This window comes from Anaerolineales bacterium, assembly GCA_015075725.1.
Lineage (GTDB): Bacteria > Chloroflexota > Anaerolineae > Anaerolineales > Villigracilaceae > Villigracilis.
Window position 1 is genome coordinate 3,019,954 of sequence record JABTTV010000001.1, and the last position, 23,726, is coordinate 3,043,679.

Genomic DNA, 23,726 nt, shown 5'->3' on the forward strand with positions numbered 1-23,726 from the left:
CGCCTTAATTAATTCCGGTGGTTGACGGGCAGCCGTTCATAAATAACTCGCGCATTAAAATCAAAGCGGCGCAAGGTGGTAGAATAGCCATCCAGATTAAAACAGTTGCGGGTTGAGTATGGAGGGCGACCTTCCGTTATCTCCGCCCGGAAAGACGAACATTGCGCGAAGAGAATAACCAGTTGCATTAATTCGCCGCCCCTGTTGGCGGCGAAACCTTGCCCGAACATGCCCGATCATCCAACCGTTTCCATCATCATCCCTTGTTATAACGAGCAAGCCACCATCCGTAAATTGTTGGAGGCGTTGCGTTTGCAGACCTATCCGCTCGATAAGATGGAAGTGGTCATCTCGGATGGTCTTTCCACCGATGAGACGCTTGATGTGATTGGATCTTTCCAAAAACAACATACCGACCTGTCTGTGCGCGTGGTGGAAAATAAAGCGAGGTCTATTCCCTCCGGTGTGAATCAAGCCATTCGCGAGTCGCGAGGCGAGATCATCGTCCGCCTGGATGCGCATTCGATGCCCATTCCCGAATATGTCGAACGATGCGTCGCGGCGCACCAATCTGGGAAAGGCAATAATGTCGGCGGCGTATGGGAGATTCGCCCCGGCGCGGAGACCTGGATCGCAGAGTCAATTTCATTTGCCGCGGCTCATCCGCTCGGCGTGGGGGATGCGATGTATCGCCTCAACGCAAAGGCGGGCGCTGTGGATACCGTCCCGTTCGGTTCGTTCCGCCGCGAGTTGATCCAAAGGATCGGCGCATTCGATGAAACATTACTTGCGAATGAAGATTATGAATTCAATACGCGTGTGCGCGAATCCGGCGGCGTGGTCTGGCTCGATCCCTCCATCCGCTCGGTTTATTTTTCGCGCGATACGATCGGCAGGCTCGCCGCGCAATATTGGCGTTACGGATTCTGGAAATTCCGTATGTTAAAGCGTTATCCGCACACGCTCCGCTGGCGTCAGGCGCTGCCACCCGCGTTCGTCTTCGTCCTGATCGCTTTGATTGTGTTATCCTTATGGTTCGCAACCGCCCGGCTCTTATTTGTATTGCAATTTTCGATCTATTTTCTAATATTGGGGCTTGCCGGTCTGCGGCTGGCGATAAAGACGAGGAAAGGATTCCACCTTTGGGGGCTGCCGCTTGCCATCGCTACCATGCACATGACCTGGGGCGCGGGCTTTTTGTGGAGCGGCATTACGAGCATGTTCAAGAATGGCTGATATCTACCGCCCCTCACTGCGATTGCGACCCAGTGAGCAACGAACTGTCCTGTTGATCGGGGATTTCATCGCGTCCGCCGCAGCCACGGCTGGAGCGATCTTTTTTTGGTATCAATACTCCCTATACCGTCTGGTTGAATCCGGCGTCCGGCGCAATGTGGCGGAACGCATCATTCAAGTGGAGGTCCCGGCCTGGTTCTATCTCCTGCCGTTGGTCTGGCTGTTGTTGATGGTCGACTCGTACGAGATTCACACCGCCTCGAATTTTCGCAAGACTTTACGCGCCATTGCCGTCGCTCCGATCGTCGGGTTATTGGGATATTCGCTTCTCTTTACGATCAACATCGACCCGAACTCGCTGCCCCGTATTGCGATCGGCGCCTTTCTTGTTCTCGCCTCTTTCCTGACGTTGGGCTGGCGCGCCATCTATATTCGACTCTACACCTCATCCGGTATGATGCGCCGCGTACTTGTCATTGGCGCGGGCAAGGCGGGACGCACGCTGGTGGAGGCGTATCGCAAACTCAACCCGCCGCCCTTTCTTATCATCGGCTTCATCGACGATGACCCCGCAAAAAAGAGCAAGTCGTATCATGGATTCGCAGTCCTCGGCGACAGCAGCCACCTCTTTGATCTTATTGAAGATTACCGCATCTCGGATGTGGTCGTTGCCATCACGGGCGAGATCAAAGGCGAGACGTTTCAAACCGTGCTTGATATTCAGGAACGCGGCATCGAGGTGACGCGCATGCCGATCATGTACGAGGAATTGACCCAGCGTGTGCCGATCGAACACCTCGAAACCGACTGGGTCATCCGTTCTTTTGTGGACCAGGTGCGGGTGAGCGGTTTATATGAGTTCCTGAAACGAAGTATGGATATTTTGGGCGGCTTTCTCGGCACGCTCATCTTTGTTGTGACGTTTCCTTTTCTTTCGCTTGCCATCATCCTGGAAACCGGCTTTCCAATTTTTTATTCCCAGCCCCGTCTGGGTAAAGGCGCCAAGCCGTTCAACATCCTGAAGTACCGTACGATGACACAAAACGCAGAGGCGGAGGGGATCAAAAACGCGGAAGAGAACGATCCGCGCATTACGAAGATCGGCAACTTCTTACGAAAGACCCGTCTCGACGAGATGCCGCAGTTCTGGGATGTGTTGCGCGGCGAGATGAGCCTCGTCGGTCCGCGTGCGGAACGGCCCGAGCTTGTCGCGGAATATCAGAAGCGAATCCCATATTACCGAGCGAGACTGCTTGTCAAACCGGGACTGACGGGTTGGGCGCAGATCAATTATGGATATGTCGCGACCGTGAAGGAAACTTTTGTGAAGCTCGAATATGACCTGTATTACATCAAACACCGCACGCTCACCATGGACTTTAGTATCGTGTTGCGCACCATTGGGACCGTTTTGAGAAGAACCGGGAGATAGTCATGAAGTATCTGGTCACAGGCGGCGCGGGTTTTATCGGCTCGCATATATCACGATCCCTGCTCGAGCTCGGGCATTCCGTCCGAGTGTTCGATAACTTTTCCTCCGGCAGGCATGAGAACCTCGAAGGCTTGGATGTGGAAATCCTCGAAGGCGACCTGCGCGATGCATCTGCGGTTGCTAGAGCCGTCAGTGGCATGGAGGTCATTTTCCACGAAGCGGCTTTTGTATCTGTACCCGAGTCGATGGAGAAGCCGCAGGAATGCTTCGACGTCAACGTGACCGGAACCTCGATTCTGTTCGAAGCCGCCCGCGCGGCAGGCGTGAGGCGTGCCGTCTTCGCAACCAGCGCGGCAGTCTATGGCGACTCGGAGGATTATCCGCTTTCGGAGGATACACCGCTTCGACAATTGTCGCCTTATGCCGTCTCCAAACGCGTCGATGAACTTTACGGTCAACTCTATACAACCTCTTTAAACTTTGAAGTGGTTGCGCTGCGTTATTTCAATGTGTACGGACCGCGGCAGCGCCCGGATTCGATGTATGCCGCCGCTGTACCGATCTTCATCCGCCGGATGTTGGATAACAAACCCATCACCATCTTCGGCGACGGCGGCCAGAGCCGCGACCTCGTCAATGTGCGCGATGTGGTGCGGGCGAATCTGCTCGCCGCTGAGCATCCTGCTGCACCCGGGCAGATCTTCAACGTCTGCACCGGCGTCGAGACGCGTTTGCTTGATTTGATCGATATCCTTTACGATATCTTCCCGGACGCCCCGAAACACATCCACGCTGAGCCCCGCGCTGGCGACATCTACCGCTCCATTGGCACGCCAAAAAAGATCATGGACATGCTCGGCTTCAAACCGCAAGTTTCGCTGGCTGATGGTTTATATGAGGCGGTGGAAGCGATGCGTAGGTCGTAATGCGTAAAACGTAATTCGTAATTCGCGAATCACGCGTCAGATATTACACCCCCCTTCGTCATCCCTCATTCAACCTTCTATATTTCAAATGTCTTCACGTCCTCACCTCCGCAATCGATTTGTCTTAATCGGCGACCTTGCCCTCACCGTCGTTTCGGTTCTGGGCAGTTTTGCCCTGCGCCTGGATGTGAGCCAGCTTCCGTTTTATTTTCCCGCCGCTTTGGTGATGTGTGCGGCTGCTTTGCTTGTCAAGATCCCCACATATTATTTTTTCGGACTCTATCGCCGCCTGTGGGTATATGCCAGCACGAACGAACTGCGGCTGATCATCTTTGCGGTCTCTGCCGCCTCTGTCATGACTTCGGGATTGATGCTCCTGCTCATCGGCTTTGACCTTGTCAAGCCAGGCATGCCGCGCTCCGCCCTCGGCATTGACTGGCTGATCTCGCTCATCCTCATCGGCGGCTCGCGCTTCGTCCTGCGAATTCTCGCCGAACAATCATCGACCCAGACGAATGGCAAAACCCGCCGCGCGTTGATTCTCGGCGCGGGAGATGCGGGCGCGCTTGTCGTCCGCGAGTTGCAGAAAACTTCCCAACTCAACCTGATCCCCGTCGGTTTTTTGGACGATGATCCCGCCAAACAAAACCACCAAATTTACGGCATCTCCGTCATCGGCAGGATCGACCAGCTCGAAAAGGCACTCGATACAAAACGTGTGGAAGAGGTCATCATTGCTATACCCGCTGCGCCGGGACATATCATCCGCCTTGTCAACGATGTGTGTCGGAGGCGCGGCATCACATCGCGAATCATCCCCGGCTTTTATGAATTGATCGGCGGCAAGGTCAGCGTAAACCGCCTGCGCGAAGTGGACATCACCGATCTTCTGCGGCGCGAACCTGCAAAGATCGATGACCGCCTGATCGGCTCGATTCTTGGCGGCAAGCGCGTATTGGTCACAGGCGCGGGTGGCTCCATCGGAAGCGAACTGTGCCGTCAGATCGCGCGTTGGAATCCAAGCCGGTTGATTCTGCTCGGGCATGGCGAGAACAGCATCTTCGATATCCTGCAGGAACTCAATGGGATTGATTCGCCCCTTCCCGTTCAAGCGGTCATTGCAGATGTCCGCGACCCGAACCGCATCGAGAAGATCTTCAAGGAACATCGGCCGCAAGTCGTCTTTCATGCCGCAGCGCACAAGCATGTCCCGCTGATGGAGGCGAATATCGAGGAAGCGGTCACCAATAACGTTCTCGGCACAAGGAATGTCGTCGAGGCGGCGACCAGGCATAACGTGGAAAGACTCGTGCTCATCTCCACCGATAAAGCTGTTCGTCCCAGAAGTGTCATGGGTGCCACCAAACGCCTTGCAGAGATGATCGTCCTCGACGCCGCCCAGAATAACAACCTTCCTTTTTCAGTCGTGCGTTTTGGAAATGTCCTTGGCAGCCGCGGCAGTGTGGTACGCACGTTCAAAAACCAAATTGCGCGCGGCGGTCCCATCACCATCACGCATCCCGATATGCACCGCTATTTCATGATCATCCCTGAAGCCGTGCATCTTGTTCTTCAAGCCGCGTCCATGGGGAGGGGCGGCGAAGTGTTCATGCTCAACATGGGCGAGCAGGTCCGCATTCTGGACCTCGCCGAAGATCTGATCCGACTTTCGGGTCTCGAACCATATCGCGACATCGACATACAATTTACCGGCGTCCGCCCCGGCGAAAAACTTCGGGAGGATCTTTTCGAAGAGGGCGCGGATTTTGAACGCACCGAACACACCGAAATTTTCCGCATGTCGAAAGAGGAACAAGTGGACGGTTCCGCACTCGCTCAAGCATTGGACAACCTCTCAGACCTCGCGCTGCATTCCCGGACCGAGGACCTGATTCAGTCCATCAACCGGTTCCTCCCCTCAGGTTCTGTGAAACCATGACGGAAGTTTCGCTTGCCGAGTGGAATCAATTCCTGACGAATTTCCCCGGTGCTCATCTTTTGCAAATGGGCGAGTGGGGCGAACTCAAAAGGGATTTTGGGTGGAAGCCCGTCCGTATCGTCTCGAACGATATCGGCGTTCAAATCCTGTTCCGCAGGTTGCCGCTGGGTTTTTCGATTGGTTATATGCCAAAAGTGAGCAGTGAGCAGCTATCTGTCCCGCAGGGAGGCTTCGCACTGACCAGTGAACAGTTCTGGCGCGAAGTGGATTCCGTCTGCAAAAAGAACCGCGCGATCTTCCTTAAGCTCGAATCTGACTCGTGGGACGACCAAACACCTGACACCTCGCACCTGAAACTTCGCACTTCCCCCCATAACATCCAGCCTCCGCGCACCATCGTTCTCGACCTGAAAATGAGCGAGGAAGAAATTCTTGCGGGGATGAAGCAGAAAACCCGCTACAACATCCGCCTGGCAGAGAAAAAAGGCGTGACCGTCCGCGCATGGGACGACACCGCCGCCTTCCACGAAATGATGGTCATTACGGGCGGACGCGACGCGTTTGGCGTGCATTCCAAAGAATATTATCAACGCGCCTACGAACTTTTCCACCCGAAAGGGACCTGCGAATTGCTCCTTGCCGAATACGAAGGCAAGCCGCTTGCTTCATTAATGGTCTTTGCCAATGCGAAGCGCGCATGGTATGTCTACGGCGCGTCGAACAACGAAGAACGCAACCGCATGCCGACCTATCTCCTGCAATGGGAAGCCATCCGCTGGGCAAAGGCGCGCGGCTGCGTGGAATATGACTTGTGGGGCGTTCCCGATGAAGATGAGGCTGCTCTCGAAGCGCAATTCGAAAAACGCCATGACGGCTTGTGGGGTGTCTATCGCTTCAAGCGCGGCTTTGGCGGACAATTGAAGCGCGCCGCACAGGCTTTGGATAGTGTATACAATCCATTATTGTATTGGGCGTATTTGAAGTTCATTGGGAATAGGGTATAGTGAATAGTAATTTGTGGAATCAAATCATATCCAACTTGGCTGACCCGCACTTCCTCCAAACTTACGAATGGGGACAGGTCAAGGCAAAGTATGGTTGGGAGCCTATTTACCTTGTTTGGGATGAGCAAGGAAATATGAAAGAAGAAAGAACTGATCTTTCCTCTTTCGTCTTTCCTGTCCAAGCAGCTTGTCTTGTTTTGAAGCGTACTGCTCTTCGCCGCTTCTCCATCTGCTACGCTCCCAAAGGTCCGCTTATGGATTGGACGAATGTTTCCCTTCGGGAGGGAGTGTTGGACGATCTGGAATCCTTCGCGAAGAAACAAGGCGCGATCTTCCTGAAAATTGATCCTGATGTGGTTATGGGGCGCGGAGTCCCTCTTAGCGTGGATGAGGTCACAGAAAAGGGCGGACAAGCCGTGAGGTCCGATTTGAGGTGCAGGGGGTGGGTGGAATCCTCTGATCAAATCCAGTTCAAAAATACGGTCATGGTGGACTTATCCGCCAGCGAAGAAGACATCCTGATGCGCATGAAACAGAAGACAAGATATAACGTGCGTTTGGCTGAGAAGAAAGGCGTCACAGTGCGCGTAGGCAAACCGGAGGATTTAGGGATGCTCTATCGCATGTACGCCGAAACATCCGTGCGCGACAATTTTGTGATCCGTGATGAAGAATATTACATGACGGTATGGAAGACGTTCATGCAAAGTTCCGAGCCGTCTGTGATCCCGCTGATTGCGGAAGTGAATGGAGATCCCATTGCTGGATTATTTTTGTTCATGTTCGCCGGGCGCGGATATTACGTCTACGGCATGTCACGCGAGAAGCACCGTGAAAAAATGCCGACCTATCTTTTGCAATGGGCGGCGATGAAACACGCCAAAACGCGCGGATGCCCGACCTACGACCTGTGGGGCGCGCCGGACCTCTTCGACGAAAGCGACCCGCTGTGGGGCGTGTACCGCTTCAAGGAAGGCTTGGGCGGCGATGTGGTGCGCACGCTCGGCGCGTATGACTTTGTGCCAAGTAAATTCTGGTATTCGATGTATTCCGACGTGATGCCGCGCGTGTTGAATTTTATGAAGGCGAGAGGGAAACAGAGGACGAAGCAGGCTCTAAGCGCGTGAATGTGGAATCCCAGGGGTAAAATCAGAATAACCAGTGGAGAAAATTTTCGTGGATTTCAACTTTGATTTTCATTTGGTGGTGTATTCCCTTCCAAGCGGGTGATCTTGTTTTATTGTCATTTCGACGAGCGGCAGCGAGGAGAAATCTTAATCGAGCCAAAAAAGATTTCGAGTGGCGCGAGGCGCCACTCGAAATGAAATTATCGCCGCCTTATCGTCTCCTCCCTTGCCGGACCGACCCCAATCCATTTCACTGGCACGCCCGCTCCATCTTCGATCATCTTCACATACTTTTGCGCGTTGACAGGTAATTCGTCAAACGATTTCGCTTTGCTAATATCCTCGCTCCAACCTGGGAAGGATTCATAAACACACTCGACTTTATCCAAGCCGTAGGCGTCCACATCCGCATAGCGGACAGATTGTCCGTTCAACTTGTAACCGGTGCAAACCTGAATTTCCTTCAAGCCGCTCAGTACATCCAACTTCGTCAGGCAGATTTCGGTCATGCCGCTCAACTCGGCGGCGGTGCGGACGATTTCCAAATCAAGCCAGCCGACGCGGCGGATGCGCCCCGTCGTTGCGGCGACTTCGCCGAACTTTTCGTATACGTCGCTTTCTGTCTCGTGGATTTCAGTGGGCAACGGTCCCGCGCCGACTCTCGTGGTGTACGCCTTCGTCACGCCGATCACATTCGTGATGTATTTCGGGGGGATGCCAAGTCCAGCCGACGCTGCCGAAGGGATGGTGGTCGAAGCGGTCACGAAGGGGTAGGTTCCCCAATCGGTGTCGAGAAACGTCCCCATCGCCTGTTCGAGTAAAAAAGTTTTGTCCGCCTTCAAGCCCTCCTGTACGAGCGAAAACAATTCCTTGAGATATGATTTGACCTTTTCGTAATATCCGCGATACTCGTCGCGCACTGTATCATACTTCAACGCCTCGCCGCCCAACGCGACGATGATCTTGTTTTTGATCTCCAACTGCGTCTGCAACCTGCCCTCGAATGCGTCGCTCGCAAAGTCTGACCAGCGGATGCCGTTGTAACTGACTTTATCCGCGAACACGGGACCAATTCCACGCCGCGTCGTTCCGGTCGCGCCAGCGCCTTTGGCTTCTTCGTACAAGCCGTCCAAAATTTTATGATACGGCATGATCAAATGTGAACGTGGCGAGATCCACAAACGCCCGTCCACGTTCACCTCCGCATTGTTGAGCATTTCGATCTCTTCGATCAAGACCGCCGGGTCGATCACCACGCCGCCGCCGATCAGCCCCACCGTTTTCTTTGCAAAGATTCCCGAAGGCACGAGATGAATCTTGAACGTCCCAAACTCGTTGATCACCGTATGCCCGGCATTGTTCCCGCCGTTGAAACGCGCCACAAAGTCCGCGCGCTCTGCCAGAAAATCCACCACCTTGCCCTTGCCTTCATCGCCCCATTGCGAACCGATCACTGCGATCACACTCATTGTTCCTCCATGTCATTGCGAGCCGCTCTTTGGCGAAGCAACCCCAATTATCAAGAGATTGCTTCGTTCGTTTCACTCGCTCGCAATGACATTGTCTGTTATTTGGATTGCCAACCCGATGTAAGACTCTGGCGAGAGGCTCATCAAACGCTGACGGATTTCCTCTTCGACGTTCAACGCCTCGACCCAGGAACTGTAGCTGGCACTGTCAATTTGGCTGCCCCTTGTCTCGCGCTTGAGCGTTTCGTAAGCGTCGCTTCTCCCGGCGGCGCGGAGAATCGTCTGTGCCCCTTCGCTGACGACTTCCCAATGCGCGTTTAACTCCGCCCGGACTTTTCCCTCGTCAGCATCCACGCGGGACATTCCTTTGGCGATGTTATTCCACGCCAACAGGGTATGACCAAATGCTGTACCAAACGTTCTTCGTACCGTCGAGTCGGATAAGTCACGCTGTAATCTTGAAACCGACAATTTTTGAACGTAATGTGTAAACATGGCATTTGCCACACCGAGATTTCCCTCCGCGTTCTCGAAGTCAATCGGGTTGACCTTCTGCGGCATGGTGGATGAGCCGACTTCACCCTCGACTACTTTTTGTTTCAAAATCCCGTCACTGATATATCGCCACATATCCTGCGCGTAGCCAGATAGGATAGAATTTGTCAATTGGAGAGATTGGAAATAACGAAGCCAATTGTCATAAGGTAGGATTTGTGTCGTAACGAGATTCGGCTCGAGTCCCAGTCTGGAGATGAATTCTTTGCTGAACGAAAGCCAGTCAATGTTTGGAAAAGCGGCATGCAGGGCGTTGAAATTTCCCACCGCACCTGTGAGTTTGGCTTCGAACTTGTGAATCGCGATTTCCTCCCGGCATTTCAATAAACGTGCGAGAAAAACGGCAATTTCCTTTCCCAAGGTCGTCGGTACGGCGGGCTGACCGTGAGTCCGCGCAAGCATGGGCAGGGCGCGGTATTTTTTTGCGGAATCCCTAAGTGAAATGAGCAGATCGTCGAGCGCAGGGAGCAGGACCCGATTTCGCGAGTCGCGCAGGGCAAGCGCGAGGGCGAGGTTGTTGACGTCCTCGGAAGTCAAGCCGATGTGGATGAAGTGATGAAGTTCAGCGGGGAGTCTTTCACGCAGGAAATACTCGATTGCTTTAACGTCATGCCGGCTTGTATTTTCATATTCCTGAATCTTCAACGCATCTTCGTCGGTAAAGTTCTGTAGGTCGGGCTTCAAGCCGGACAAGCTTTCAGCGGGGATCAGGCCTGCTTTGGAAAGGCCAGTAATAAAGTCCAGTTCGAGGCGGGTGCGGGAGCGGAGATAGGCAAATTCGGAGAAGAAATCCCTGAGGGGGGATGTCTCCTTTTCATAGCGTCCATCCAAAGGAGAAAGCGCGTGAAGACTCATCCATAAGCATTATAATTCCGGCGGTTCGATTTGGACGACAGGAGTTCCCATGAAAATTTTGCAGGAAACTGCTTTGACATATGACGATGTGTTGCTCGTTCCGCAATATTCGGATGTCGATTCGCGGCGCACGCTTTCGACCCGCAGTCCATTGACAAAAAAGATATCGTTGAACGCGCCTATCATCTCTGCGAACATGGATGTGGTGACAGAGAGCGATATGGCAATTGCAATGGCACGGGAGGGGGGGATCGGCATCGTTCACCGGTTTATGACCATTGCCGAGCAGCAGCGGCAGATCGAGCGCGTTAAAAAGGCGGAATCCTTTATTGTGGAAAACCCGTTGACGCTGATGGACACCCAGACCATCGGCGACGTGAAGAAGGTGATCGAAGAGACGCAAACCGGCGGCATCCTGATCGTCGATAAAAAAGAGAAATTGGTGGGGATCGTCACCACGCGCGACCTGTTGTTCGAAGAGGGCGACGACAGACCGGTCAAAGAGATCATGACCCGTGAAGTGCGAAGCGCCCCTCCCGGCACATCCTTGAAAGACGCGGAGCGATTACTGCACCAGCATCGCGTGGAAAAACTACCGCTGGTGGACCAGGATGGCAGGGTGACCGGTTTGGTGACGATGAAAGACATCATGAAGATCACCCAATTTCCGCAGGCGACGAAGGACTCGAAGGGCCGCCTTGCCGTTGGGGCGGCTGTGGGTGTGCGGGATAAAGAGATGCGGCGCGTGGAAACTGCCTTGAAAGCGGGCGCGGATTGCATTGTGGTGGATATTGCTCACGGCGATTCGCATCTCGAGATCGAAATGGTGGAAAACATCCGAAAACGTTTCCCCGAGGCGCAGATCATTGGCGGGAATGTGGCAACCGCCGACGGAACCAGGCGTTTGATCGATGCGGGCGTGGATGCGGTGAAGGTCGGCGTGGGTCCCGGTTCGATTTGCATTACTCGTCAGGTGGCGGGTTCCGGTGTTCCGCAATTGACAGCGATCATCGAATGCGCGAATGCGGCGCGGGACAGCGGAACTCCGATCGTTGCAGACGGCGGAATTCGATTTCCCGGCGATGTGGCGAAAGCGATCGCGGCAGGCGCAAGCGCGGTGATGATCGGTTCGCTTCTGGCGGGAACCGATGAAAGCCCTGGGATGCTCATGACGCGCCGCGGTCATCGTTACAAGGCGTCTCGCGGAATGGCGTCGCTGGCGGCAAACATCGAGCGCAACAAACGCGAGGGCAATGACCTGACCCGCGAAGAGATCGAGGAATATGTCGCGGAAGGTGTTGAAGCGGCGGTTCCGTATCGCGGCAAGGCGCGCGAAGTGTTGAATCAACTGGTGGGCGGTTTGCAATCGGGCATGAGTTACAGCGGTGCGCATACGGTGGCTGAATTTCAGCAGAAGGCGATTTTCGTGCGGATGACGGGCGCGGGCTTGAAGGAGTCCGGTCCGCATGATGTGGAAGTACTAGGTTAGAAGGTTTATGATTGAAGGCTGCAAGTTGTTCTAAACCCTTCAACCTGCAACTTTCAACCTTCAATAAGACAGGAGAATCCATGACTGGTCAAACCCAAACCTGGATCGAAAAAGACAAACGACAACTTCATCCCGTTTATCACCCCAAGACTCACGCAAACCCTATGGTGATCGAGCGCGGCGAGGGCGTGTGGCTTTTTACAACCGATGGAAGAAAAATCCTGGACGGCATGGCGGGATTGTGGAATGTCAATGCGGGGTATGGACGGGAAGAGCTTGCCAAGGTTGCATACGACCAAATGATGAAACTGGCGTTCACTTCCAATTTTTCGGGCATGACCAATCTGCCGTCCATTCAACTTGCCGATAAACTGGCGGGCTTTGCATATGAAGGGCTGAATACCACATTCTTCACTTCCGGCGGTTCCGAGTCGAACGACTCGGCGTTCAAGACCGCGCGATATTATTGGAAGCGCAAGGGGAAACCCGGTAAATATAAAGTCATTGCGCGCAAGGGCGCGTATCATGGAATCACTCTCGCTTCCACGTTTGCGACGGGACTTGAAAAATATCAGGCAATGTTCGGTCCCGCCATGGAGGGGTTTGTCCATATCCCTGCGCCGAATCAATATCGTTATGAGGGCAAATTGAAAGATGGGGAAACCGTCGGACAGGCTGCGGCTCGGGAGTTGGAAGAAGCCATTCTGCGCGAAGGAGCCGATACCGTCGCCGCATTCATCGCCGAGCCTGTCATGGGTGTCGGCGGCGTGATCGTTCCACCCGATGATTACTTCCCGTTTGTCCGAAAGATTTGTGATAATTACCAGGTCCTCTTCATCGCGGACGAAGTCATCACCGGCTTTGGGCGCACGGGTGAATGGTTCGCGCTGAAGCATTGGAATGTCAAGCCGGATATTCTTTCCTTTGCCAAAGCCATCACGAGCGGATATGCACAACTTGGCGGCATTCAAATTTCGGATGAAATTCGCGAGACGATGGAATCCGCGGCGGATACAGAAGCTTATATGCATGGCTATACTTATTCCGGTCATGCCATGGCTTGTGCGGTTGGACTGAAAAATTTGGAGATCATGGAACGTGAGAATTTTCCGAAACGGGCTCGAGAATTGGGCAAGCGCCTGCTGGAGGGGTTGAAGAAACTGGAAGAATTCCCATTTGTCGGCGAAGTGCGCGGTCTCGGCCTGGTCTGCGGAGTGGAGATCGTCTCAGATAAAAAATCCAAAGCCGCCGACCCGGCAATGGCGATGAAAATCTTCAAAGCCGCAGAAGCGCATGGATTACGCTCGCGCCCGCTGGGAAATACACTCGCGTTCTCGCCGCCGCTTTCGATCACCGAAGATGAAGTGGATGAGATCGTAAAGCGCCTCGGCGCGGCAATGGATGGGATCGGTTAAAGAGTAACAAGTTACAGGATGAAGGATTCGGGTTTTCCTTCGGCCTGAGACTTCAAACCTACAACTCGCCATGTCTGTCTATCTCCACGATATTCCCCTCTCTCATGCGCAGGAACGATTTCGCCTGGCTTTACAGGAAGCCGGCTTTTGGCGAACCCTCGGCGTGGAAGAAATTCCTCTCGATGAAAACGCGTTGGGACGCGTCACCGCCGAACCGGTCTGGGCGGAGGTTTCCTCGCCGCATTACCACGCCTCCGCAATGGATGGGTTTGCGGTGCGGGCGGAGGATACGAATGGGGCGCAGCCGACGACGCCGATTCAGTTATCAGTCGTCAGTGATCAGTTATCAATCGTGAATCTCCGGTCACAAATCTCCAGGTACGTTGACACAGGCGATCCCTTGCCGGATTGGGCGAATGCGGTCATCCCGATTGAAAACACGGAGGCATTGGACGAAGACGGACAAATATCGTCCATCGTTCGCGGTCCATCTTCCATCCGCATTCGCGCATCTGTAGCTCCGTGGAGTCATGTCCGCCCGATGGGGGAGGATATTGTTGCCACGCAACTCGTCCTGCCTTCCGGTCACGTACTCCGCCCGGTGGATCTGGGCGCAGTTGCGGCTTCGGGACATCATGCGGTTCGTGTTGCGCGCAAGCCGAAGATTGCGATCCTGCCTACCGGAACCGAGTTGGTTCCCATCGGCTCGAAGTTGAAGCCTGGCGATATTCTCGAATTCAACTCACTGGTCATTTCCGCAAAAATCGAGCAAATGGGCGGCGAACCGACACGTTATCCGATCATCCCGGACGATTTCGAATTGATCTGTAAAAAGGTTGAAGAAGCCGCGAAGACGCATGACCTTGTTCTGCTCAATGCGGGATCTTCCGCAGGAGCGGAGGATTTTTCAGCCCGTGTAGTGGAGAAACTCGGCAGGTTGTTGGTGCATGGAGTGGCGGTTAGGCCAGGGCATCCTGTGATTTTGGGAATGGTGATGCGCGAAACGCAAAACGCGAATCGCAGACCCGATGACCTGAAACGTGAAAACTGGAACCTGACACCCATCATAGGCGTACCCGGGTATCCCGTCTCTGCTGCTTTGACGGTTGATATTTTCCTTGAGCCTGTCCTTGCAAGATGGCTGGGAAGACGACCATTGGAAATGCCGATCGAAGAAGCGACCCTCACCCGAAAACTTGTGTCACCGCCGGGCGACGATGATTTTGTCCGCGTCGTTTTGGGAAGGGTCGGGGATAGATTATTGGCGGCTCCGCTTTCACGTGGGGCGGGTGTGATTACATCGTTGGTCCAAGCGGATGGGTTGGCTTTGGTTCCGCGCGGCACGCAGGGAATTGAAGCGGGGGAAAAAGTACAGGTGCGGATGTATCGCAGCCGAAACGAGATCGAAAGGACAATCCTCGCCATCGGCTCGCATGACATGACGCTCGATCTGATCGCGCAGTTTCTGGCGGAGCATCAGCGCAGGCTTGCATCTGCCAATGTCGGTTCACAGGGTGGATTGATCGCCCTCCGAAGGGGCGAGGCGCACATCGCCGGATCGCATTTGCTCGACCCAAATGACGGAACATACAACGTTTCCTACATCCGCGAATATATGCCTGGAATTCCGGTCACGGTTGTGGCATTGGCGGGACGCGATCAGGGCTTGATCGTTAAGAAGGAAAACCCGAAGGGCATCCATGACTTGAAGGACCTGATCCGCTATGATGTCCAGTTTGTGAACCGGCAGCGCGGCGCGGGCACGCGTGTCCTGCTGGATTATCATTTGAGCCTGATGTCGATCCCCAAAGAATCCATTGCGGGCTATAATCAGGAAGAGTATACTCATCTCGGCGTTGCATCCGCGGTTGCATCGGGGCGCGCGGATTGCGGCCTCGGCATTGCCGCCGCCGCCCAGGCATTGGATTTGGATTTCATTCCGTTATTCCAGGAACGATACGACCTTGTAATTCCAAAATCCTTCGCCGGGGATGAACTTCTCTCGCCTCTCTTCAACGTTCTGGCTGATCCGCGGTTCCGGGAGGCGGTATCTCACTTGAAAGGATATGACGTGTCCGTCATGGGCGCGTTGATCTTGGAGGATTGAATGACCGAAGGTTTGATCATAGACGATAACCGTCAGACGGCGGATGCGCTCCAGCAAATGATAGAGTTGTTGGATCTGCCCGCGCGTGTGGCATATGGTTCGAGCGCGGCGATGTCGGTAATTGCAAATATGGTGCCGAAATTCATCTGCCTCGATATCAATATGCCCGGTGTGGACGGGACAGAGGTGCTGGCATACATCCGCCGCGAACCGCGATTGATGAAGGTACCGGTGATCATCATTACGTCTGATGACCAACCCGAGACGCGCCAGCATGTCATGCGCAGCGGCGCGCAGGCGATGATCATCAAGCCGGTGACCATCGAGATCCTGGAAGGCGCGTTCAAAAAGGCAGGGGTGCTGAAATAATTCATTTTAAACATGACTCACCCCGAAATTAAGGTTTCGCGGGTGAGTTCGTTTTTAAGAACAAATGAGACGCTGATAAACACTGAAAACGCGGATTTATAATACCTTTTCCGCGTAAATCTGCGCTCGTCCGCGTCCCAAATTAAATTCGGGGTTAATTATGTCTGCGGCTATGGTGGAGGCCAGGGAATTTCCGCAGGTTCGGAGAAACCATGTTTTTCCACGGTGTATATTCTGCCCCATGATGGGGCCGCGCAACCGGCTTCATCCCTGACGGAATAAGTGTCGTTATACTGATCGGGAAAGGAATCCGTCCACCAGATATAGGCGCCTTTCTGGCAGACGAATGCTTCGATCAGGTAGCCGCGATCGTCGTCTGCAGTCATGCCCACCCTGTCCCAGGTGATGGTGACTTCATCGTCCTTTCGAGTTGCCTGGACGTTTTGAGGCGGACCATACATATTGCTGCCGATGCGCTGCAGGTCGGGTTCGAACTTCTGAAGCGCGCTCACATCGCCAAGGACATCAACAACGGAAGGGGCAACCCAGCAGGAGTAAGTCAGTTTATCGAATTGAATATAAAGCCAGTTGCTGTACATTGCCCGATATCGCACGGTTCCTCTGTCGCCGGGCAAAAGGTCCGCTGCGTGAAGATAAGCCACAGATGGACCGTATCGGCAATGCGCCTGCTTGTTGACGGTTGCTGTCGGAGCGCCCGGTGTTGGTGTAAACGTCTGCGTCAGCGTAGCAGTGGGCGCAGGCGTGAATGTGAGGGTGGGGGTAAATGTTGGCAGAGGCGTCGCGCTGATGTAAACCACGATAGGGGTGGCAGTCTCTTCCATCTCCTCAACTGGCTCTGCTGACTCAGCAGGTGCTCCGCAGGCAGTGATTAAGATGACGAGCGACATTAACACTAAATTCCATCTTTTCATATGAAATTCTCCAATACGGTAAAAATGTTTTCTCCTAGCGCTTCGTTGGCGTAGCCGCCCTCCATGATAATCGTTGTCGGGAGGTTTAATCCAGCAATTCGTTTGCCGATTTCCCTAAATCCATTGCGGGTGAGGCGGAACGTGCCCAGGGGATCACCAGCGAAACCATCCGCGCCGAGGGAAAGGACGATGGATTGGGGGGCGAATGCCCGGATCGATTTCAAGGCTTCATCCAAAGCGATGAGGTAGGCTTCGTCACCCGTTCCTTTGGGGAGGGGGAAGTTTCGATGAAAACCCTTGCCGGCGCATGCGCCTGTTTCATCTGCAAAGCCGAGAAAATGCGGGTATTCGAAATCCGGGTCGCTGTGAATGGATATGGTCAATACATCGCTTCGTTCGTAGAAAATATCCTGTGTGCCGTTTCCTGCGTGATAATCCACATCCAGGAGGGCGACTTTTCCCTTTTTTGATAACCAGTTCGCGGCGACTGACGCATTGTTGATGAAACAATATCCGCCTGCATAATCCTTTCCAGCATGATGCCCCGGCGGACGGCACAACGCAAAGGATGAGTTATGGAAATTGTACGATGAGGCTGCTGCGCTCAACGCGCAATTTGCAGAAGCCAGCGCCGCTTTATACGTTCCAGCGACGATGCATGCTGAGAGGTCCATGATGTAATAGCCGCCGCGCCCGAGGAGAGAATGGGTCGGATGTGCCTGCCGCCGCAATGCAAATGTGGCGGGAAGGAAGGCATGCGTTTCCGGCGACTTCGCCGCTTCGGGGTCAGCAGCCAGCCATTCGTCCCAGCAGGAGGCGAGAAATTCAATATAATCCCGGTCGTGGACTTCGAGGATCGGGTCGAGCCCGAACTCTTTCGGTTCGCTAATTTCCGCCCAGTCCGTTTTATTGAGCGCGGCTATGATCCGATCCATGCGGTCCGGGTTTTCGTAATACGGCACGCGTTTGCCTCCGTCGAACACTTCGAAAGCAGGATAATGATTGCGATGTTCTTCCGAGTAATATATTTTCATCGTAAGACAATTTTACCCTTGCGCGTCTGTGAACCTGGAGGAATCGATGGAACTATTTGAAGCGATCCATGGAAGAAGGTCGGTCGGCAAGGTAAAGCCCGATGCGCTTCCGCGTGAGATCATAGAAAAATTATTGAGCGCCGGGGCACAGGCGCCGAATCACTATAAAGTAAGACCGTGGCGTTTTGTCGTGTTGACCGGGGAAGGCCGCAGGAAACTTGGCGATGCAATGGCCGCCTCCTTCGCGGACCGGAATCCGGGCCTGCCGCCCGAAGCCCTGGACAAACCCCGCGCCACTCCGCTCGCAGCACCGGTGGTCATTGCCGTCGGGGTGGATAAACCGTCTGAATCAAAGGTTATCGAAATAGAAAACATTTCCGCGGCATCCGCGGCTTGCCAGAATATCCTGCTCGCCGCACACGCCTTGGGTTTGGGCGCAAAATGGAAAACGGGCGAATGGGCGCGCGACCCCAGGATAAAGGAGTTTCTGGGCTTTGCCCCGGACCAAGCCATCGTTGGCTTCATCTATGTTGGCTATCCCGATGTTCTACCCGACCCTTATCCACGAATCGGCTTTGAAGATCGCGTAACATGGATGGATCAATAATCAGGTAAAGTTAAACAGGTCGCAAGGGATCTTCTCCTGCGACCTGTTTATTATTGATCCTCAATCTTTAAATTTCTTTTCCCCTGCTTCGACCCGCACCTTCAATTTATTTTCCCTCGGAGGGATCGGGCATGTGGCAAAAGCGGTATAGGCGCAGGGCCAGTTATCCGTCAGGTTGAAATCCAGGACGATCTCGTCGCCCTGGGGAGGCGGCAGGTAAAATCTTCGGCCTGCGTCGTAGGTGGTGTCGCCGTTTGTTTCGTCCTTGAAATTGAAGAGCAATTCATCGCCGCTTTGTTCGGCTTCCAGCGCGCATTCGACACCTTTCAAGACGAATTGTGCCCGACCCATAAAGAAGGTTTGAATCTCCGTGCCGATCCCCTCAATCCGGATGGTCGGTTTGGGAGGGTCGTAACGCACATATTTTGCAGTGACTTTATATTCCGGGTCGGTCGGATAATAGTTGAACCCGGTAAAACTCTTTTTTAGTTCCGCTTCCCTGTCCCAGACGCGAATGAGAGTGGCATCGCCTCTTATAATGACTTTCATGGACAGTGTGCCAACTTCAAGCAAATCGGCTTGTTTATCCTTATCATGATAAAGCGGACGCGCCTCCACATTGCCACCGTTCATGGTCATATCCATTTTGGGATGAATGGTGACTTTTCCATTCGCAAAAAGAAAATGCCCGCAAATCGGTTGGGGAAATTGAGGCAGGGAAATTTTCGCCTCCGCGCTGCTGCCGAAGCTGTTTTCACCTTCCTCGAGCCAGAACAACCCGACGAGGTTTAACCAGCTCAACGGGTTGGATATAAAACCAGCTTCCCTTTCTTTTCTTTTTTGCGCAATATACTCGTTGTATTCGTTCATTTTGTTTGTCTGTCCAATGAGCAGGGATTCGGTTCCATGTCTGGCCTGAGGCAGTTCCCGGGAATTTTACCTCAAGCGTTGACACGAGCCGGTTTTTCACGTATAAAACCGTCCTGAAATCATCGGCATAAAGGAGAGAAGCATGTTGTTGATACGGGTTTTATCAGAAGGCGGCGGGGGACCGAATACGGAGCTGCTTTGGATTCTGGGGATTTTGTTGGGAAGTTTTGCAGTTACGATTATTGCAGGCTGGGTGTCAGGCTCGGGCAACCCTCGACAGGCACAGGCGGAGTCTGAGGCGCATTCCGTCGAATCGGTAGCAGTTGAGGATCAGGTAAAAACTGCGAAGACGTCTCGTCCTTCCAAAACCAGAAGTGAAAAAAAATGAGGTTGGGCGGACTCCATGAAACAGATGTCATGTGGATAATGTAACTAAAGTCACAGTGCCATTTCTCACATCTTCGCTATAATCCACCGCAGCAAAACTCAACTGGAGGTTGACGATGAAGAAAGTCTTTTTTGGGATGTTGGTGTTGAGCGCCATTCTGCTGGCAGCGTGCGGCGGTGGCGGCTCAAGCGAAGGGATCACCCTTGATCCTGTGCCTGCGGAGTATGCTGGTGCGACGAGCCCTCTCGGCGCGGATGCAGCAGCCGCTGGCGCGGAAGTATTTGCCGTAAATTGCGCGTCCTGCCACGGTGAAAAAGGATACGGAGATGGTCCTGCCGGTGCGGCGCTCGACCCGGCGCCGAAAAACCTGCACGAGATTGCAGCTCTCGCCGGCGACGATTATTTGTATTGGCGCATCAACGCAGGTAAAGAAGGTACCGCCATGGTCGCCTGGAAAGGCGTGCTGTCGGACGAACAGATCTGGCAGTTGGTTGCGTTCATCCGCACATTGAAGTAATTTCCCAAAAATAAAACACGCCCGTAACCGGGCGTGTTTTTGATTCCCTTTTTAACTTTCGAGCGCTTCCATGATCTTGTCTTTCAGTTCACCGGGATGGAAAGGCTTGGTGAGGTAATCGGTTGCGCCTGCGCCAAACGCCACAGCCCGGCTGTCGCTGTCATCCAGGGCGGTGACGATGATGATGGGAACCTGTGTGAAATCGGGCTCCTCTCTTAACATCCTGCAAAGGCGGAACCCGTCCGGCTGGGGCATCATCAGGTCGAGCAGGATGAGGTCGGGCGTTTCGGCTTTCGCGACCTCAATCGCTTTTGAACTTTCGTTGACTGTCACGGTGTCGAAACCGTCGGCTTTGAGCAATTTTTGCAAAAGGTCGGTTACCAGTTTGTCATCGTCGACCATCATAATTTTGATCATGTTGCTGTCCTGAAAATTGAACAAATTCGATTTAGGGATGGAACCTGCTCAATGATACAGCCAACGGGGGACAACCGCAAGGCGCCTTACGGAAGTGAAAATTCATTGAGCCAGCAGGTCCTTAACCTGCTGTGAAAATGGGCGGGGCAGGACGGGTTTTGAGACAAACTGGTCCGCCCCGGCGTCACGAGAATCCTTGCGAGTGGCATCGGTGCTCAATGCCGAGACCATCATCACCTTGATGTGGCTGGTACGCGGCGTGGATTTGATCATTTTACAGATCGTAATCCCGTCTATTTCCGGCATCATAATGTCAAGCAATACAAGGTCGGGCATGAAGGTTTCTACAGCCCGGATTGCGATCCGGCTATCCTGCACGATGGAGGTTTCGTGCCCATCCAGATTGATTATCGCTTCCAACAATTTGGCCGTTTCAGGATCGTCGTCGATGATCATTATCTTCGCCATTTTTTCTCCGGGGAAAATCTATTGCTGATCGCCGATCAACTCGTGGATCTTTGCGTCCAGTTCGTCCAAATTGAAGGGTTTTGCCAGATACCCATTTGCACCAAGCGTGGTTGCGCGGCTGTTGCTGTTATCGAGCGCTGTGATGATCAAAATTGGAGTACGGGCGAATTTAATGTTATCGCGCAGCATCCCGGTCAGGGTGAAACCATCCGGGGGCGGCATCATGATGTCGAGGATGAACAGGTCGGGGCGGACTTGTTCCGCTGCGGAAATGGCTTTGGAACTTTGATTCACAGTTGTGACCTGATACCCAAGCGAGGACAGGTAACGTCCAAGCAGGGTGGTCACTTTTTCGTCGTCGTCTACGATCAGGATTTTTGCCATTTTTATCTTCCTGTGCTGACCATCGTCTACAGGCACCGGCATTATACCCTCTGAGTGCCGGGGGGGATATTTGCGCAAGGGAATTTCAATGAATGCGGGGGAAAAGTGCGGAGTATGTCCACGATTTTCTCAAACCGGCAAACCCGCTTGTATAATGCCGTCATCCTACCTTAGGAGTGAACCATGGCGATGAAAATCAAATCATTTTCAGGCAGGCATTACGAGACCGGCAGCATCCACAACCTGCTGGCAATGCAGGGAGTCAAAACCCCGCACACGGGAAAGCCGTTCTCCGAGGCGTTCTTGCTGGGCGTGAGCGGCGGGATTACCTTCGGCTATTTCACCTTCGAATATAAGAACATCCTACCGCAACTGGCTCTGCTCACGCGCAACACTTTCGACCCGTTGCAGACCATGCTCGAGAGGCTGGGAATCTCCCAACAGGTGTACCAGACAACTTCGGAGTCTGTGGCGGAAAAGAACCTGCGCGAGGCGCTGGCTGGCGGGAATCCCGCGTTGGTTTGGGCGGACGAATGCAGCCTGCCTTATTCCCCCAAAAAAGGGACCGCGTATTGGAACATGATCCCCGTCCTGGTTTATGAACTGGAGGGGGACGATGCGCTCATCGCGGATCGATCCGCGCATCCGTTCCGCGTGCCGATGAAAGAGTTGACCAAAGCCCGCGGCCGCGTGAAGGATGATAAATTCCGCGTGGTCACTCTCGCTTCGCCCTTGACCTCGAAACTGGTCTCTGCAGCCCAAAAGGGACTCTGGCAATCCATTTCTCTCTTCACGGACAAGCCGCCGAAAGGCGCACGCCATAATTTCGGTTTTGCCGCCTACGAGCATTTCGCGGAGATGCTTGTCAACAAACGAAACAAGCAGAGTTGGGAGCGGCTCTTTCCGGCGGGTCCGCGCATGTTCAACGCGCTTGCCGGTACGGCGGAAGCGCCGGGCGTTTTTGCTCCTCCCGGGGCGTTCACCTGGATTCAATGGTTTGGGGCGGGCGACGGCGCGGAGAGAGGCTTGTACGCCGACTTTCTCGATGAAGCCGCCATCCTGCTGGAAAAGAAATCCTTGAAGGATGCGGCAGGGCAATTTCGCGTCAGCCGCCAAAAATGGATCGCATTCGCCGAGGCGCTCCTGCCGTCGGACATCCCCCTGTTCGATGAAGTGAAAACGTTGATCAATCGCAAATATCAACTGTACTTCGAAACGGGAGAGGATGGATTGGATGAAATTACAAAAGTAAATTCGCGTTTGAAAAAGATCGAAGAGGTAATGGCGAAGAAATTTCCGCTGTCGTCGGAACAAGCCGCCAGCCTTCGCGCCGAGTTGCGCGAGCGTGTGCTGGGAATCGCCGAAATCGAGAAAAAGGCAGTCGAGCTATTACAGGAAAGCTTGAAGTGAGGCGGCATGAAAACAGCCATGGATATCCTTCGATTCGCTCTTGGAGGCTTTGCCGGCTTGGTGGTCATCTCCCTCATAGCGGAAGGTATCGAATTTTCATTGGTGACCCTGGTTCACCGAGAGGTTACCATGGACGAACAGGTTTATTTTGGAATCCGTAATCAACCCTGGTTCCTGCTCTTGAAATTCATCTACAATGGAATTGCCTTGTTCGTCGGAGGTTGGCTTGCCGCCAGGATCGTTTCACGCTGGAAACGGGCGTGCGTGTTAAGCCTCGCTCTTGCTCAAACTGCGGCGTTTATTTGGGGGATGACGTTATCCGAATATGCAGGTACCACGCCGGTCTGGGCATGGATATTGCTGGCAATCGAAATCCCGCCGGCCATTTTGTTGGGCGGGTGGAAGGGATCACGAATTTAGTGAACCGATCCGTTGGGCGAGGGAACGAAGCTGCACCGGACTGATGGGTTTGATCAAAATCAAGTCCGCCATCTCTTCGAGGGTGGTTGCAAGGGCGGCGTCGGCTGTGGCAAGAATAACGGGAACCGACTTAAGCCGCTCATCGTTTTTAATCGCCCTTAATACATCCACTCCAGACATGTCCGGCATGTTAAGGTCCAGAATTACGAGCGCTGGAGTCAGGTGCTGGAGATTATTCAGAGCCGCCGACCCCTCCTGAAAAGTGGCGATCTCGAATTCCGTTTGTAACGTCAGTTTGAAGATGTTGTTGATCTCAATGTCGTCCTCGACGATGACAGCAAGAGGCTTGTCCATGT

At 53.7% G+C, this 23,726-nt stretch carries 25 protein-coding genes; 15 read left to right on the forward strand and 10 right to left on the reverse strand.

All coding sequences use genetic code 11. The features are described from left to right. Positions 1-8: 8 nt before the first annotated feature. On the reverse strand, positions 9-230 hold the full coding sequence (locus HS100_14560; protein MBE7435133.1) for a hypothetical protein: 222 nt from the start codon (positions 228-230) through the stop codon (positions 9-11). Here HS100_14560 and HS100_14565 point away from each other — a divergent pair. The 6 genes from HS100_14565 (at position 229) to HS100_14590 (ending at position 7,664) form a co-directional block, all read left to right on the forward strand. Then, on the forward strand, positions 229-1,236 hold the full coding sequence (locus tag HS100_14565; protein MBE7435134.1) for a glycosyltransferase: 1,008 nt from the start codon (positions 229-231) through the stop codon (positions 1,234-1,236). The genes HS100_14560 and HS100_14565 overlap by 2 nt on opposite strands. Continuing rightward, positions 1,229-2,668 (forward strand): sugar transferase, encoded by a 1,440-nt coding sequence (locus HS100_14570; GenBank protein ID MBE7435135.1) that lies wholly within the window; start codon positions 1,229-1,231, stop codon positions 2,666-2,668. Before HS100_14565 ends, HS100_14570 begins: the two co-directional genes overlap by 8 nt. A gap of 2 nt (positions 2,669-2,670) precedes the next feature. After that, on the forward strand, positions 2,671-3,594 hold the full coding sequence (locus HS100_14575) for an NAD-dependent epimerase/dehydratase family protein (GenBank protein ID MBE7435136.1): 924 nt from the start codon (positions 2,671-2,673) through the stop codon (positions 3,592-3,594). 88 nt (positions 3,595-3,682) lie between these two features. Next, entirely contained in the window at positions 3,683-5,533 is a 1,851-nt protein-coding gene (locus HS100_14580; GenBank protein ID MBE7435137.1) for a polysaccharide biosynthesis protein, read from the forward strand. Next, positions 5,530-6,537, forward strand: a complete 1,008-nt coding sequence (locus HS100_14585; GenBank protein MBE7435138.1) for a peptidoglycan bridge formation glycyltransferase FemA/FemB family protein — start codon at positions 5,530-5,532, stop codon at positions 6,535-6,537. The genes HS100_14580 and HS100_14585 overlap by 4 nt, the downstream gene beginning before the upstream one ends. Positions 6,538-6,572: 35 nt before the next feature. After that, on the forward strand, positions 6,573-7,664 hold the full coding sequence (locus tag HS100_14590) for a peptidoglycan bridge formation glycyltransferase FemA/FemB family protein (GenBank protein MBE7435139.1): 1,092 nt from the start codon (positions 6,573-6,575) through the stop codon (positions 7,662-7,664). 200 nt (positions 7,665-7,864) lie between these two features. Here HS100_14590 and HS100_14595 read toward each other — a convergent pair whose 3' ends face one another. Together HS100_14595 and purB are read right to left on the reverse strand one after the other, a co-directional pair. After that, positions 7,865-9,133, reverse strand: a complete 1,269-nt coding sequence (locus HS100_14595) for an adenylosuccinate synthase (GenBank protein MBE7435140.1) — start codon at positions 9,131-9,133, stop codon at positions 7,865-7,867. 72 nt (positions 9,134-9,205) lie between these two features. Then, positions 9,206-10,543 (reverse strand): adenylosuccinate lyase, encoded by a 1,338-nt coding sequence (gene purB, locus HS100_14600; protein MBE7435141.1) that lies wholly within the window; start codon positions 10,541-10,543, stop codon positions 9,206-9,208. A 49-nt stretch (positions 10,544-10,592) separates the two neighbouring features. On the opposite strand from purB, the gene guaB reads away from it, so the two are divergent. The 4 genes from guaB to HS100_14620 all read left to right on the forward strand — a co-directional run bounded on the left by guaB (position 10,593) and on the right by HS100_14620 (position 15,923). After that, positions 10,593-12,032, forward strand: coding sequence for an IMP dehydrogenase (gene guaB / locus HS100_14605; GenBank protein MBE7435142.1), 1,440 nt, complete (start codon positions 10,593-10,595; stop codon positions 12,030-12,032). 80 nt (positions 12,033-12,112) lie between these two features. Beyond that, positions 12,113-13,447: an aspartate aminotransferase family protein gene (locus tag HS100_14610; protein ID MBE7435143.1), complete on the forward strand. Its 1,335-nt coding sequence runs from the start codon at positions 12,113-12,115 to the stop codon at positions 13,445-13,447. Between the two features lie 70 nt (positions 13,448-13,517). After that, entirely contained in the window at positions 13,518-15,554 is a 2,037-nt protein-coding gene (locus HS100_14615; protein MBE7435144.1) for a molybdopterin biosynthesis protein, read from the forward strand. Beyond that, positions 15,555-15,923, forward strand: coding sequence for a response regulator (locus tag HS100_14620; protein ID MBE7435145.1), 369 nt, complete (start codon positions 15,555-15,557; stop codon positions 15,921-15,923). It begins immediately after the preceding gene. Positions 15,924-16,093: 170 nt separating this feature from the next. On the opposite strand, the gene HS100_14625 is transcribed toward HS100_14620, so the two are convergent. Both HS100_14625 and HS100_14630 read right to left on the reverse strand, forming a co-directional pair. After that, positions 16,094-16,855, reverse strand: coding sequence for a hypothetical protein (locus HS100_14625; GenBank protein ID MBE7435146.1), 762 nt, complete (start codon positions 16,853-16,855; stop codon positions 16,094-16,096). Further along, positions 16,852-17,889, reverse strand: a complete 1,038-nt coding sequence (locus tag HS100_14630; protein MBE7435147.1) for a histone deacetylase family protein — start codon at positions 17,887-17,889, stop codon at positions 16,852-16,854. The genes HS100_14625 and HS100_14630 overlap by 4 nt, the downstream gene beginning before the upstream one ends. Positions 17,890-17,935: 46 nt before the next feature. Between HS100_14630 and HS100_14635 the strand changes: the two genes are divergently transcribed. Then, positions 17,936-18,496, forward strand: a complete 561-nt coding sequence (locus HS100_14635; GenBank protein ID MBE7435148.1) for a nitroreductase — start codon at positions 17,936-17,938, stop codon at positions 18,494-18,496. 60 nt (positions 18,497-18,556) lie between these two features. On the opposite strand, the gene HS100_14640 is transcribed toward HS100_14635, so the two are convergent. Further along, positions 18,557-19,366 (reverse strand): DUF1684 domain-containing protein, encoded by an 810-nt coding sequence (locus tag HS100_14640; protein MBE7435149.1) that lies wholly within the window; start codon positions 19,364-19,366, stop codon positions 18,557-18,559. Between the two features lie 142 nt (positions 19,367-19,508). Here HS100_14640 and HS100_14645 point away from each other — a divergent pair, with 142 nt between their 5' ends. Further along, the gene (locus tag HS100_14645; protein MBE7435150.1) at positions 19,509-19,754 is read left to right on the forward strand and encodes a hypothetical protein; all 246 of its coding nucleotides are present in this window, start codon (positions 19,509-19,511) and stop codon (positions 19,752-19,754) included. Positions 19,755-19,869: 115 nt separating this feature from the next. Beyond that, positions 19,870-20,271, forward strand: coding sequence for a cytochrome c (locus tag HS100_14650; protein ID MBE7435151.1), 402 nt, complete (start codon positions 19,870-19,872; stop codon positions 20,269-20,271). Between the two features lie 51 nt (positions 20,272-20,322). Here the strand turns inward: HS100_14650 and HS100_14655 are convergent, their stop codons facing one another. From HS100_14655 to HS100_14665, 3 genes are all read right to left on the reverse strand, one after another. Next, entirely contained in the window at positions 20,323-20,688 is a 366-nt protein-coding gene (locus HS100_14655) for a response regulator transcription factor (GenBank protein MBE7435152.1), read from the reverse strand. Between the two features lie 102 nt (positions 20,689-20,790). Beyond that, positions 20,791-21,156, reverse strand: coding sequence for a response regulator (locus HS100_14660; GenBank protein ID MBE7435153.1), 366 nt, complete (start codon positions 21,154-21,156; stop codon positions 20,791-20,793). Between the two features lie 18 nt (positions 21,157-21,174). Continuing rightward, entirely contained in the window at positions 21,175-21,540 is a 366-nt protein-coding gene (locus HS100_14665; GenBank protein MBE7435154.1) for a response regulator transcription factor, read from the reverse strand. Positions 21,541-21,723: 183 nt separating this feature from the next. On the opposite strand from HS100_14665, the gene HS100_14670 reads away from it, so the two are divergent. Both HS100_14670 and HS100_14675 read left to right on the forward strand, forming a co-directional pair. Continuing rightward, positions 21,724-22,950 (forward strand): hypothetical protein, encoded by a 1,227-nt coding sequence (locus HS100_14670; GenBank protein ID MBE7435155.1) that lies wholly within the window; start codon positions 21,724-21,726, stop codon positions 22,948-22,950. A 6-nt stretch (positions 22,951-22,956) separates the two neighbouring features. Then, entirely contained in the window at positions 22,957-23,370 is a 414-nt protein-coding gene (locus HS100_14675) for a hypothetical protein (protein ID MBE7435156.1), read from the forward strand. Here the strand turns inward: HS100_14675 and HS100_14680 are convergent. Then, the gene (locus tag HS100_14680) at positions 23,359-23,724 is read right to left on the reverse strand and encodes a response regulator (GenBank protein ID MBE7435157.1); all 366 of its coding nucleotides are present in this window, start codon (positions 23,722-23,724) and stop codon (positions 23,359-23,361) included. The genes HS100_14675 and HS100_14680 overlap by 12 nt on opposite strands. Positions 23,725-23,726 lie beyond the last annotated feature (2 nt).

Coding starts and splice junctions, on each gene's coding strand:
- HS100_14655 (MBE7435152.1), bottom strand. CDS start 20,688: ATGATCAAAATTATGATGGTCGACGATGACAAACTGGTAACCGACCTT.
- HS100_14595 (MBE7435140.1), bottom strand. CDS start 9,133: ATGAGTGTGATCGCAGTGATCGGTTCGCAATGGGGCGATGAAGGCAAG.
- HS100_14580 (MBE7435137.1), top strand. CDS start 3,683: ATGTCTTCACGTCCTCACCTCCGCAATCGATTTGTCTTAATCGGCGAC.
- HS100_14620 (MBE7435145.1), top strand. CDS start 15,555: ATGACCGAAGGTTTGATCATAGACGATAACCGTCAGACGGCGGATGCG.
- HS100_14615 (MBE7435144.1), top strand. CDS start 13,518: ATGTCTGTCTATCTCCACGATATTCCCCTCTCTCATGCGCAGGAACGA.
- HS100_14570 (MBE7435135.1), top strand. CDS start 1,229: ATGGCTGATATCTACCGCCCCTCACTGCGATTGCGACCCAGTGAGCAA.
- HS100_14650 (MBE7435151.1), top strand. CDS start 19,870: ATGAAGAAAGTCTTTTTTGGGATGTTGGTGTTGAGCGCCATTCTGCTG.
- HS100_14670 (MBE7435155.1), top strand. CDS start 21,724: ATGGCGATGAAAATCAAATCATTTTCAGGCAGGCATTACGAGACCGGC.
- HS100_14565 (MBE7435134.1), top strand. CDS start 229: ATGCCCGATCATCCAACCGTTTCCATCATCATCCCTTGTTATAACGAG.
- HS100_14610 (MBE7435143.1), top strand. CDS start 12,113: ATGACTGGTCAAACCCAAACCTGGATCGAAAAAGACAAACGACAACTT.
- HS100_14585 (MBE7435138.1), top strand. CDS start 5,530: ATGACGGAAGTTTCGCTTGCCGAGTGGAATCAATTCCTGACGAATTTC.
- HS100_14640 (MBE7435149.1), bottom strand. CDS start 19,366: ATGAACGAATACAACGAGTATATTGCGCAAAAAAGAAAAGAAAGGGAA.
- HS100_14680 (MBE7435157.1), bottom strand. CDS start 23,724: ATGGACAAGCCTCTTGCTGTCATCGTCGAGGACGACATTGAGATCAAC.
- HS100_14575 (MBE7435136.1), top strand. CDS start 2,671: ATGAAGTATCTGGTCACAGGCGGCGCGGGTTTTATCGGCTCGCATATA.
- HS100_14665 (MBE7435154.1), bottom strand. CDS start 21,540: ATGGCAAAAATCCTGATCGTAGACGACGACGAAAAAGTGACCACCCTG.
- HS100_14560 (MBE7435133.1), bottom strand. CDS start 230: ATGTTCGGGCAAGGTTTCGCCGCCAACAGGGGCGGCGAATTAATGCAA.
- guaB (MBE7435142.1), top strand. CDS start 10,593: ATGAAAATTTTGCAGGAAACTGCTTTGACATATGACGATGTGTTGCTC.
- HS100_14645 (MBE7435150.1), top strand. CDS start 19,509: ATGTTGTTGATACGGGTTTTATCAGAAGGCGGCGGGGGACCGAATACG.
- HS100_14635 (MBE7435148.1), top strand. CDS start 17,936: ATGGAACTATTTGAAGCGATCCATGGAAGAAGGTCGGTCGGCAAGGTA.
- HS100_14630 (MBE7435147.1), bottom strand. CDS start 17,889: ATGAAAATATATTACTCGGAAGAACATCGCAATCATTATCCTGCTTTC.
- HS100_14625 (MBE7435146.1), bottom strand. CDS start 16,855: ATGAAAAGATGGAATTTAGTGTTAATGTCGCTCGTCATCTTAATCACT.
- purB (MBE7435141.1), bottom strand. CDS start 10,543: ATGAGTCTTCACGCGCTTTCTCCTTTGGATGGACGCTATGAAAAGGAG.
- HS100_14675 (MBE7435156.1), top strand. CDS start 22,957: ATGAAAACAGCCATGGATATCCTTCGATTCGCTCTTGGAGGCTTTGCC.
- HS100_14660 (MBE7435153.1), bottom strand. CDS start 21,156: ATGGCGAAGATAATGATCATCGACGACGATCCTGAAACGGCCAAATTG.